This is a genomic window from Hyphomicrobiales bacterium (assembly GCA_030688605.1).
Classification (GTDB): Bacteria; Pseudomonadota; Alphaproteobacteria; order Rhizobiales; family NORP267; genus JAUYJB01.
On record JAUYJB010000031.1, the window covers coordinates 1 to 10,924 of the forward strand.

Consider the following 10,924-nt stretch of genomic DNA (forward strand, 5'->3'; position numbering starts at 1 on the left):
TGCCCATCACACCAAGTCCGACTGGCACTTCACCACCAAAGACGCTCGCACTAAACTCAAGCATCTATACCCTTCAATCTGACTGAATCAGCCGACTAGCAAGCTTTCGCCAATACCGATTTACCAATCGTGCTCGGCGAAGCGGCGCAGGATTTCTTCGGCGATCAGGGGCGTCGCGTCGATCGGCTCGTAGTCGAACGATTGCAGCGGTCCGTCGAGATCGCGCACCGCACCGATCTTTCTAAGGCCCGCGAGATAGCGGTCGACCTTTCTGCCGCCCCCCTCCGGCCGGAAGATATAGACGGACGCGCCCGTCGCCACGGCCTCGCCGACCATGTTGATGGAATCGGCCGGCGCGACGATGAAATCGGCATGGGCGAGAAAGTCGATATAGGGGTTTTCCCCCGTGCCGTCCCAGATGATCGCCGGGTGGCCGGCGAGCACCTCGCGGGCCGTTTGCAAGGTCGCCGGCGGCGTGCGCCGCGACGGCGTCACCATGAAGGAGGATTCCGGCCTCGTCGTGCAGATGGATTGCAGCGCCGCCGCAAGGCGCCGGTTGGTGCGCTCGTTATAGACGAAGGCGCCGCTATTGCCGCCGAGCAACACGGCGATGCGCGGGCGCGGCAGGGCGGTGATCTCGGGCGGCGGCGCCTTGCGCGCGGCCTCAAGCGTTTGCCGCGAGACGCGGTGTGGCGAGGTCAGGGTGACCAGCACATTGTCGCCGCGCAGGGAATCGTGCTCGGGCACCCAGATGACGTCGGCGGCCGCCCGCGAGCGCGGCCCCTTGAGAAACACGGTGAAGGTTCGCCCTTGCGAGGCGCGCTTGACGTAACGCAGATAGGGGACGGCGCGCCGCCCCGACGCGATCAGGAGGTCGGGGTAGGGCGGGGCGATCGGGCTTCCCGGGCGCTCGGGCCGCTCGCGCGGGTCGATCGGTCCCCAGGGCATGAGCCAAACCCAGGGCAGGCGCGGCGCCACGCGGCGCATCTCGTAGCGAAGGCCGAGCGCCTCGGCGATGCCGAGGCAGTGCACCTCGTCGCCGATCTTGCCGTCGGTGAGAAGCCAGCAGGAGCTGACGCCGCCGGCCGCGGCGGCGACGCCTCTCTGCGGTTCCCTCGTCTTTGCCATTTGCCTGTCTTGCCCCATTGGCCGGCAGCGGCCGCCGAATCTCCCATAGCATAGCCAGAGGCGAGGAGGAGAAACGATTGGCGTTTTTTCTTCCCAAACGCGGCCGGAGAAATATTATTGCGCCACCCCGGAGCGCAGGCGCGGAATTCTTTGCGGCGCTGAAAGGCGAGCTAGAAGGTTCCCGGTCATACGGAACCGTTGGCCGGGACGATTTGCGCCGCGCCATGCCTGCCTGTGCGGAGCCGCAGCATCGCTTCGGCAAAGACGGGCCGGATGAAACGATTTGACCCACCAAACTGGTCAAACTTGACAGGAAACTGGTCTATGCACATGCAAAAGCTGGACAATTGCGACTGGATGATCCTCGACCAGTTACAGCGCCGCGGGCGCCTCACCAATGTCGAGCTGGCCCGGCGGGTCGGCCTGTCGGCGCCGGCCTGCCTCAGGCGGGTGCGGGCGCTGGAGGAGGCCGGCATCATCACCGGCTACCGGGCGCTCATCGACGAGACGCGGCTCGGCTTCGGGGTGACGGTGTTCGCGCTTATCGGACTGCACAGCCAGGCGGAGGCGGATCTTTCCAGCTTTAGGGCGCTGCTCGACGGCTGGCCGATCGTGCGCGAGGCCTACATGCTGTCGGGCGAGATCGACTTTCTCCTAAGATGCGTGGCGCCGGACCTGCCCGCGTTCCAGAATTTCCTGATGCGGGAGCTGACCGCGGCGCCCAATGTCGACAGCGTGCGCACCTGTCTGTCGCTTGGCGCGACGAAAAGCGCGCCGCCGGTGCCGATCGAAGAGGATCCGACCGGATCGCCTACTGAAACCGGACCTTGAGGATTTCGTAGCTCTTGCCGCCACCCGGCGTATTCACCTCGACGGTGTCGCCGACGGTCTTGCCGATCAAGCTGCGGGCGATCGGCGAGGAGATCGAGATCTTGCCTTCGCGCACGTCCGCCTCGAAGTCGCCGACGATCTGATAGACCTTCTTCTCGTCGGTATCCTCGTCGACGAGCGTGACGGTGGCCCCGAACATGATCCGCTCGCCGTCGAGCTTGGACGGATCGATGATTTCGGCGCGGCCGAGCTTTTGCTCCAGCTCCGCCACCCGCGCCTCGTTCAGCCCGTGTTGCTCCTTGGCCGCATGGTACTCGGCATTCTCCGACAGATCCCCGTGCGTTCTCGCCTCGGCGATCGCCTGAATGATGCGCGGGCGCTCGACCGAGCGCAGCCGCTTCAATTCGTTCTCAAGCGCCGCGTAGCCCGCGGCGGTCATCGGAATCTTTTCCATGCCAACCAGTTTTCCGTCGTCTCGCGCCGGATCCTCCGACGCCCTCAGGCCTCCCGCGCGCGGCCGGTGTGAGGCCTTGTTGCGGCCACGCTTGTGCGAAGCGCCACATAGGACTGCAGCGGCGCCACTTCAAGCGAGCCGGTGCGGCATGCCGCAATCGCTTGCGCCACCGCGACGGCGCCAGCGAGCGTCGTGTAATACGGAATCTTATGCAGTAAAGCGGCCTGGCGCAATGATCGGCTGTCGGCCAGCGCCTGGGCGCCATCGGTGGTGTTGAAGACGAGCTGCACCTCGCCGTTCTTGATCGCGTCGACGATATGCGGGCGGCCTTCGAGCACCTTGTTGATCTTGCGGCAATCGATGCCGTGGGCGGCGAGATAGCGCTGTGTGCCGCCGGTTGCGGTGACGCGGAAACCCATGTCGACGAGCTTTTTCACGGTCGCGGTAACGCGTGCCTTGTCCTCGTCGCGTACCGAGACGAATAGGGTGCCCTCGGTCGGCACCTTGGTGCCGCTACCGAGCTGGCTCTTGGCGAATGCCGTGGCGTAGTCGCGGGCGAGCCCCATGACCTCGCCGGTGGAGCGCATCTCCGGCCCCAGCACCGTGTCGACGCCTGGAAACCGCGCGAAGGGGAAGACCGCCTCCTTGACGGCGATATAGTTGAGGTCAGGCGGCCTGAGGGCGAAAGAAGCGAGCCGTTCGCCGGCCATGATCCGGGCCGCGATCCTGGCCACCGGCACGCCGATCACCTTGGCGACGAAGGGCACGGTGCGGCTTGCCCGCGGGTTGACCTCGAGCACGTAGATCTCGCCGTCGGCGATGGCGTATTGCACATTGATGAGGCCGCCGACATGGAGCGCCAGCGCCAGCGCGCTGGTTTGCCGCTCAAGCTCGGCAATGTGCGCCGGCGACAGGGAATGGGGCGGCAGCGAGCAGGCCGAATCGCCCGAATGCACACCCGCCTCCTCGATATGCTCCATGACCCCGCACACGAACACGTCGGTGCCGTCGCACAAGGCGTCGACATCGACCTCGATGGCGTCGCTCAGATAGGAATCGAACAGCAGCGGGTTCTCGCCGAGCACCACGTCGATCTGCGCCGCCTTGTCGCCGGCGAGCCGCTGGCGCACATCCGGCGGCACCAGCTCGGGAAGGGTGCGCGACAGATAGGCCTCGAAGGCGGCCTCGTCGCGGACGATCTCCATCGCCCGGCCGCCGAGCACATAGGAGGGGCGGATGATCAGCGGAAAGCCGATCTCGGCGGCGACCGCGCGGCTTTCCTCCAGAGAATGGGCGATGCCGTTTCGCGGCTGGCGCAGCTTGAGCTTCTGCAACAGTGACTTGAAGCGGTCGCGGTCTTCCGCCAGGTCGATCATGTCGGGGGAAGTGCCGAGGATCGGAACGCCGGCCGCCTGCAAGGCGTCGGAGAGATTGAGCGGCGTCTGGCCGCCGAACTGCACGATAAGGCCGAGAAGCTCGCCGTTGCGCCTTTCGCTGGCGATGATCTCGAGCACGTCCGCCGCCGTCAACGGCTCGAAATAGAGCCGGTCGGAGGTGTCATAGTCGGTCGACACGGTCTCCGGGTTGCAGTTGACCATGATCGACTCGATGCCGATTTCGGCAAGCGCGAAGGCGGCGTGGCAACAGCAATAGTCGAACTCGATGCCCTGGCCGATGCGGTTCGGCCCGCCGCCGAGGATCATGACCTTGCGCTGAGCGCTGGGGGCGGCCTCGTCGACAGGCGCGCCGGCAAAGCCCGATTCATAGGTCGAGTACATATAGGCCGTCGGCGAGGCGAATTCCGCCGCGCAGGTGTCGACGCGCTTGAAGACGGGGCGCACGCCAAGCGCGTGCCGCCGCTCGGTGACCTCGGCCGGCGCAAGCCCGGTCAGCTCGGCGAGCCTGGCATCCGAGAAGCCCTGCGCCTTGACCGCCCGCAAAGCACTTGCGCCGTCCGGCAGGCCGTGGAGGCGCAGCCTGGCTTCGGTGTCGACGATCTCCTCGACCTGGCGGATGAACCAGGGGTCGATATGGCAGCAGGCGGTGATCTGCTCGGGCGTAAAGCCGAGGCGCAGCGCCTGGGCCACCTTCAGCATCCGGTCCGCGGTCGGCGAGCCGAGGGCGGCGCGGATGGCGTTTTTGTCGTCGCTCTGGCCGAGGCCGGGGATCTCGACCTCGTTGAGGCCGGTGAGCCCGGTCTCGAGCGAGCGCAGGGCCTTTTGCAGCGATTCCTGAAACGTCCGCCCGATGGCCATCACTTCGCCCACCGACTTCATCGAGGTGGTCAGGATCGGCTGAGCGCCGGGGAATTTCTCGAAGGCGAAGCGCGGCACCTTGGTGACCACATAGTCGATGGTCGGCTCGAAGGAGGCAGGCGTCGCGCCGCCGGTTATGTCGTTTTCAAGCTCGTCCAGCGTGTAGCCGACGGCGAGCCGGGCCGCGACCTTGGCGATGGGAAAGCCGGTCGCCTTGGAGGCCAGCGCCGAGGAGCGCGACACGCGCGGGTTCATCTCGATGATCACCAGCCGCCCGTCGGCCGGGTTGACGGCGAACTGCACGTTGGAGCCGCCGGTCTCGACGCCGATCTCGCGCAGCACCGCGATCGCGGCGTTGCGCATGATCTGATATTCCTTGTCGGTGAGGGTGAGGGCCGGCGCAACGGTGATCGAATCGCCGGTGTGCACGCCCATCGGGTCGACGTTCTCGATGGAGCAGACAATGATGCAGTTGTCCTGTTTGTCGCGGACGACCTCCATCTCGTACTCCTTCCAACCGAGCACCGATTCCTCGATCAGCACCTCGGTGGTCGGCGAAGCGTCGAGGCCGCGCTCGACGCTTTCGATGAACTCTTCGCGGTTGTAGGCGATGCCGCCGCCGGTGCCGCCGAGGGTGAAAGAGGGGCGGATGATGGCCGGCAGGCCGATGATCTGTAGGGCCTCCAGCGCTTCGATCAGGCCCCTCTCGACGTAGCGCTTCTTGCGATCGGATTCGCCGGCAGCCCAGGCCGCCTCGAATGCGGCCACGGCCTGCTGTTCCTCGGCCGCGGGAAGCTGGGCAGACTTGATACGCGCGATTTCCGCGGCGCGCTGGTCGCGGTCGGCCTTCTTGAGGTCGGATGCATTCGCGAGCGAGGATTTCGGCGTCTCGAGCCCGATCCTTTTCATTGCCTCGCGAAACAGCTCGCGGTCTTCCGCCTTGTCGATGGCCGCGGCGGTGGCGCCGATCATTTCGACCCGGAATTGCTTTAGCACCCCCATCCGGTTGAGCGACAGCGCGCAGTTGAGCGCCGTCTGCCCGCCCATGGTCGGCAGAAGCGCGTCGGGGCGCTCTTTCTCGATGATCTTGGCGACGATCTCAGGGGTGATGGGCTCGATATAGGTGGCGTCAGCCAGATCCGGGTCGGTCATGATGGTCGCCGGGTTGGAGTTGACCAGCACGATCCGGTAGCCCTCCTCCTTCAGCGCCTTGCAGGCCTGGGTGCCGGAATAGTCGAACTCGCAGGCCTGGCCGATAACGATGGGGCCGGCGCCGATAATGAGGATGGATTCGATGTCGGTGCGTTTGGGCATGCGCGCAGGACTTACGGCGCTCCCCCGCGGGGCGCCTTGGCCTTCTCTCTACTCACGCGTGGATCGCCGGGTTGACTACACCAAGGGTAAGAAAAGTGCCAGGAAAAAGGCTCATCTCCCGCGCGCGCCCTTGAGGTAGGTCAATGCGGCGGCGATAAACCTCGTGTTCAGCTCACCCCCAGAGGGGGCTAACAATTCGGAGGTGGTCATGAGACGTTTTGCACGCTTTGGCGCCGCGCTGCCGGCACTCGCGGCGGCGTGGAGCTGGGCCGGGCCCGCATTGGCGCAGCAGTCCCGGCCCGATTACTATCAATATGGTCCCCACATGATGTGGGGCGGAGGATATGGCTGGTTCATAGGTCCGATCATGTGGCTGTTGTTCATCGCCATCGCCGTCATCGTCGTGGTGCTGCTGGTGCGCTGGCTCGGCGTTTCCGGTGGTCCGGCCGCGAGCGCTCCCGGCAAAACGTCCCTCGACATCCTCAAGGAGCGGTTCGCCAAGGGCGAGATCGACAAGAAGGAGTTCGAGGAGCGACGCAAGGTGCTGGAGCAGTGAATTGACCTATCACTTCTCCAAGACCCTTGGATTGCCCTTCGGCGCGGCGATCGAAAAAGTGACCGAAGCCCTGCAGAAAAGGGGCTTCGGCGTACTGACGACGATCGACGTCAAGGCGACGCTGAAAAAGAAGATCGACGTCGATTTTCGCCCCTACACGATACTCGGCGCCTGCAACCCGCGCCTCGCCTATCGGGCGCTGCAAGAGGAAGACAAGATCGGCGCCATGCTGCCGTGCAACGTCGTGGTCCAGCAGGTCGATGCCGGCCACGTCGAGGTCTCCGCCGTCGACCCGGTCGCCTCGATGCAGGCCATCGACAATCCGGATCTTGGCGCCATCGCGGCCCAGGTGCGGGCGCTGCTCAAGGAGGTCGTGGAAGGTCTCTAAGCGGCGGCCCGATATGTCGCTATCAACTTGTGTTGAAGTGACGCAAGGAAACATTTGCGGCAAGCTCTCGTACCGCTATTTGGAAGAACGGTTGGAGGAGCTGCATGTCCAGAAGGTCGGCCGGCCAATCGGAGCCCGGCAAACTGAACCCCGAGGGTCTTGCGCGGCGGAGCTTTCTCGGGAGAGCGCTGGCCTTTGGCGGCGGCGCAGCGGCAAGCATCGTCGGCAGCAATCGGGCAGCGGCGAAGAGTTCGAAGGCGGCGGCGGCCTACCAGTCATCGCCCAAGGGCAACCAGCGTTGCAGCGGGTGCCGCTTCTTCAACGCCCGCAACAGGACCTGCCAGCTGGTGGACGGCGAGATCAGCCCGAGCGGCTGGTGCAAGTTCTACAAGGCCGCAAGCTCGGGATACTGAGCCGCCGCGCCACGAAGAGCGTCGGCACACGCCGCAGACCGGCGGGCGCAGCGAGCTGTCCTACGCCGCCGTGGGCCGGGGCGCGACCCGCTCCGGCAGCGCTTCCTCGCCCTTGCTCGCGCGGATGAAGTTGACGAAGCGAGTGAAGAGATAGTGCGAGTCCTGCGGCCCCGGCGAGGCCTCCGGGTGGTGCTGCACGGAAAAGACCGGCTTGTCGGCGAGGCGCAGTCCGCAATTCGAGCCGTCGAACAGGGACACATGGGTCTCCTCGACGCCGGCGGGCAGGCTGTCGCTGGACACTGCGAAGCCGTGGTTCATCGACACGATCTCGACCTTGCCGGTGGTGAAATCCTTGACCGGATGGTTGGCGCCGTGATGGCCCTGATGCATCTTTTCGGTCTTGGCGCCAAGCGCCAGCGCCAGCATCTGATGGCCGAGGCAGATGCCGAAGACCGGCTTGCCGGTCTTGACCAGCGCCTTGATCACCGGCACCGCATATTCGCCGGTGGCGGCCGGATCGCCGGGGCCGTTGGCGAGGAAATAGCCGTCGGCCGGCAGCGCCAGCACGTCGTCCGCCGCCATCGTTCCCGGCACCACCGTCACCTTGCATCCGGCCCCAGCGAGCAGGCGCAGAATATTGCGCTTGATGCCGTAATCGACCGCTACCACGTGATATTTCGGCGCCGTCTGGCGGCCATAGCCGCGGTTCCAGACCCAGGGCGTCTCGTCCCAGGTGTAGGTCTGCGTGCAGGCGACCTCCTTGGCGAGGTCCATGCCGACGAGGCCGGGCCAGGCGGCGGCCTCGGCCTTCAGTGCGGCAAGGTCGAAGACGCCGTTCGGGTCGTGGGCGATGGCGGCGTTGGGCATGCCCTTTTCGCGGATGAGCGTGGTCAGCGCGCGGGTGTCGAGGCCGCAGAGCGCGATGATCCCGCGGGTCTTCAGCCAGTCGCTCAGGTGACGCTTGGCGCGGTAGTTTGACGGCTGGGTGACGGGCGCGCGCAACACCGCCCCTCGCACGCCGGAGGTCGCCGCCAGATTGGCGGTCTCCATGTCCTCGTCGGTGGCGCCGACATTGCCGATATGGGGGAAGGTGAAGGTGACGATCTGGCCGGCATAGGACGGGTCGGTGAGGATCTCCTGATAGCCGGTCATCGCCGTGTTGAAGCACACCTCGCCAACCGCGCTGCCCGTAGCCCCGAGGCCCGCGCCTTCGAGCACGGTGCCGTCGGCGAGCACCAGAAGCGCGGTCGCGCGGGCTTCCTGCCAGCGGCCTGCGGCCGGGGCGGGCGCCGATGGACCTTGCCGTGTCATGATCCCGATCTGCTTGTGCCTGCGCCTCGCGCGCCGGCGGCGCGGATAATGGCGCGGAGCCTAGGCCAAGGCCCGCAGCCCGTCAACGGCCGGCGATAAATATTTTCTCCAATAAAAACAATGTCTTATACTCGCGAAATGGGTTGCGTCCGGGTTTCCGCGTGGTCTATCCTAGCCGCTTGCAGCCAAGCTGGGGGTGGGGAGGCATGCGGGAAAAATTCAACGCGGCGCTGAAGGAAGCAACGCTCGCCCAGGACAAGCGGCGCATGGGCACGCTGCGGCTGATCATCGCCGCGGTCAAGGACCGCGACATCGCCGCCCGCGGTGCCGGCCAGGACGCCGGGGTCTCCGACGAGGAGGTCCTGGGCATCCTCGCCAAGATGATCAAGCAGCGCGTCGAGTCTGCGGAGACCTACGAACAGGCCGGCCGCCTCGACCTTGCCCAGCAGGAGCGCGAGGAGATGGAAATCATCGCCTCCTTCCTGCCGCGCCAGCTCGACGAGAAGGAGATGGCCGCGGCCTGCCGCGAGGTGGTCCAGGAGGTCGGCGCCTCGAGCCTGAAGGATATGGGCAAATGCATGGGGGCGCTGAAGCAGCGCTATGCCGGCCAGATTGATTTCGGCAAGGCGAGCAAGGTGGTCAAGGAGATCCTCGCCGGCTGAGGGCGATACGAGCCAGGAGAAAGGGAGGAGGCGAGTTTGGGCACGCAGATGACACTGACGGCGGCGGACGGGCACAAGCTTTCCGCCTATCGGGCCGAGCCGGAGATGGCCTCGAAGGAGGGGCTGGTGGTGCTGCAGGAGATCTTCGGCGTCAACAAGCACATCCGCTCGGTCGCCGACCGCTTCGCCCATGACGGCTTCATCGCCGCCGCACCCGCCCTGTTCGACCGCGTCTCCCCCGGCTTCGAGATCGGCTACAGCCCGGATGAGGTCGCGCGCGGGCGCGAGACGCGCGCCAAGGTGACCCTCGACGAGGCGCTCGCCGACACCCAGGCCGCGATCGACGCGCTCAAGGAGGAGGGGCTGAAGGTCGGCGTTGTCGGCTATTGCTGGGGCGGCGGGCTTGCCTGGGCGGCGGCGACGCGGCTCAAGGGCGTGACCTGCGCGGTCTGCTATTACGGCGGCCTGATCCCGGAACTCGCCGACGAAGACCCGAAATGCCCGGTGATGCTGCATTTCGGCGAGGACGACCAGTCGATCCCGATGGACAAGGTCGAGGTCGTCCGCGCCAAGCACCCGACGGTGCCGCTGTTCACCTATCCCGGCGCCGGCCACGGCTTCAACTGCGACCTGCGCGGCTCCTACGACGCGGACGCCGCCGCCGCCGCGCGCCAGCGCACGCTCACCTTCCTGCGCGAGCATCTGGTTTAGGGGCAGGGGGCTCATCGCTTTCATTTTCGTCGCGGCCGGGCCTGATCCGGCAATCCATGCGGCCTCGAACACCCCCACCCAGCTTCGCGTAAGGCGCAGGCTCCGCCTGCGCCAACGCTTCGCATCCCTCCCCCGTCAAGGGGGAGGAGGATTGTTGATTTGGAGCCGCTGGCGGGTCGAGCGGCGGGTGCTGAGGAAATTGGTAAAGAACTCGGCGGCTAGTTATCGAGGAAACTCCGCAGCTTCCGGCTCCGCGACGGATGCTTCAGCTTCCTCAGCGCCTTGGCCTCGATCTGACAAGATCAGCCCTTCGAGCGCCGGCGAAGCCGGAGCAAGCGAGAAGGACAAGCTGATCGACAGCTAAGAATCCGCCAGATCGGTTAGTTATCGAGGAAGCTCCGCAATTTGCGCGATCTCGATGGGTGTTTGAGCTTGCGCAAAGCTTTCGCCTCGATCTGGCGGATGCGCTCGCGGGTGACGGAAAACTGCTGGCCGACCTCTTCCAGCGTGTGGTCGGTGTTCATGCCGATGCCGAAGCGCATGCGCGACCGCCAACTGACCTTTCCAGCATGTCTGCAATATTATTCAATTCGTATGGTCTGCGGTTGCTCAAATATTTACGTGCGAGTTGTAACCTCATGCCCATCAGAAAAGCTTACAGCCAATTTGTCCCGAAGCGGAAATTAGCGAGCATGCGCGATCTTCGTACAAACACTGCCGAGGCCCTGTTGCGCCTCCATTATCATGTGCTCGACGAATAGAAGGCGCGCGGCATCATTCGAAGCGCCAACGCGCCGATTGGAGAATACGCAGAGCTCTTATTTTGTGAAGCCTTCGATTGGATACGTGCCGAGAAAAATTCCAATGCCGGATACGACGCAACCGATAAGACCGGCACCCG

The 10,924-nt window shown here is 65.3% G+C and carries 11 protein-coding genes and 1 pseudogene; 7 read left to right on the top strand and 5 right to left on the bottom strand.

The features are described from left to right. Positions 1–120 precede the first annotated feature (120 nt). A complete protein-coding gene (locus tag Q8P46_03715) occupies positions 121–1,128 on the bottom strand; it encodes a mitochondrial fission ELM1 family protein (GenBank protein ID MDP2619272.1) in 1,008 nt (335 codons plus the stop codon). 77 nt (positions 1,129–1,205) lie between these two features. Between Q8P46_03715 and Q8P46_03720 the strand changes: the two genes are divergently transcribed. Next, entirely contained in the window at positions 1,206–1,415 is a 210-nt protein-coding gene (locus Q8P46_03720; protein MDP2619273.1) for a hypothetical protein, read from the top strand. Between the two features lie 37 nt (positions 1,416–1,452). Beyond that, positions 1,453–1,959 (top strand): Lrp/AsnC family transcriptional regulator, encoded by a 507-nt coding sequence (locus Q8P46_03725; GenBank protein MDP2619274.1) that lies wholly within the window; start codon positions 1,453–1,455, stop codon positions 1,957–1,959. Here the strand turns inward: Q8P46_03725 and greA are convergent. Beyond that, positions 1,940–2,413, bottom strand: coding sequence for a transcription elongation factor GreA (gene greA / locus Q8P46_03730; protein ID MDP2619275.1), 474 nt, complete (start codon positions 2,411–2,413; stop codon positions 1,940–1,942). The genes Q8P46_03725 and greA overlap by 20 nt on opposite strands. Before the next feature lie 44 nt (positions 2,414–2,457). After that, on the bottom strand, positions 2,458–5,982 hold the full coding sequence (carB, locus tag Q8P46_03735; protein ID MDP2619276.1) for a carbamoyl-phosphate synthase large subunit: 3,525 nt from the start codon (positions 5,980–5,982) through the stop codon (positions 2,458–2,460). A gap of 208 nt (positions 5,983–6,190) precedes the next feature. Between carB and Q8P46_03740 the strand changes: the two genes are divergently transcribed. From Q8P46_03740 to Q8P46_03750, 3 genes are all read left to right on the top strand, one after another. Then, complete coding sequence (locus tag Q8P46_03740; protein MDP2619277.1) at positions 6,191–6,538, top strand: SHOCT domain-containing protein; 348 nt, start codon at positions 6,191–6,193, stop codon at positions 6,536–6,538. A gap of 1 nt (position 6,539) precedes the next feature. After that, complete coding sequence (locus Q8P46_03745) at positions 6,540–6,926, top strand: DUF302 domain-containing protein (protein MDP2619278.1); 387 nt, start codon at positions 6,540–6,542, stop codon at positions 6,924–6,926. 104 nt (positions 6,927–7,030) lie between these two features. Then, a complete protein-coding gene (locus Q8P46_03750) occupies positions 7,031–7,339 on the top strand; it encodes a high-potential iron-sulfur protein (GenBank protein ID MDP2619279.1) in 309 nt (102 codons plus the stop codon). Positions 7,340–7,399: 60 nt separating this feature from the next. Here Q8P46_03750 and carA read toward each other — a convergent pair whose 3' ends face one another. Beyond that, on the bottom strand, positions 7,400–8,650 hold the full coding sequence (carA, locus tag Q8P46_03755; GenBank protein ID MDP2619280.1) for a glutamine-hydrolyzing carbamoyl-phosphate synthase small subunit: 1,251 nt from the start codon (positions 8,648–8,650) through the stop codon (positions 7,400–7,402). Positions 8,651–8,856: 206 nt separating this feature from the next. Here carA and Q8P46_03760 point away from each other — a divergent pair, with 206 nt between their 5' ends. Together Q8P46_03760 and Q8P46_03765 are read left to right on the top strand one after the other, a co-directional pair. Continuing rightward, positions 8,857–9,312, top strand: a complete 456-nt coding sequence (locus Q8P46_03760; protein ID MDP2619281.1) for a GatB/YqeY domain-containing protein — start codon at positions 8,857–8,859, stop codon at positions 9,310–9,312. 36 nt (positions 9,313–9,348) lie between these two features. Further along, entirely contained in the window at positions 9,349–10,023 is a 675-nt protein-coding gene (locus Q8P46_03765; protein ID MDP2619282.1) for a dienelactone hydrolase family protein, read from the top strand. Positions 10,024–10,403: 380 nt separating this feature from the next. Here the strand turns inward: Q8P46_03765 and Q8P46_03770 are convergent. Then, positions 10,404–10,568, bottom strand: a pseudogene (locus Q8P46_03770) (sigma factor-like helix-turn-helix DNA-binding protein). Positions 10,569–10,924 lie beyond the last annotated feature (356 nt).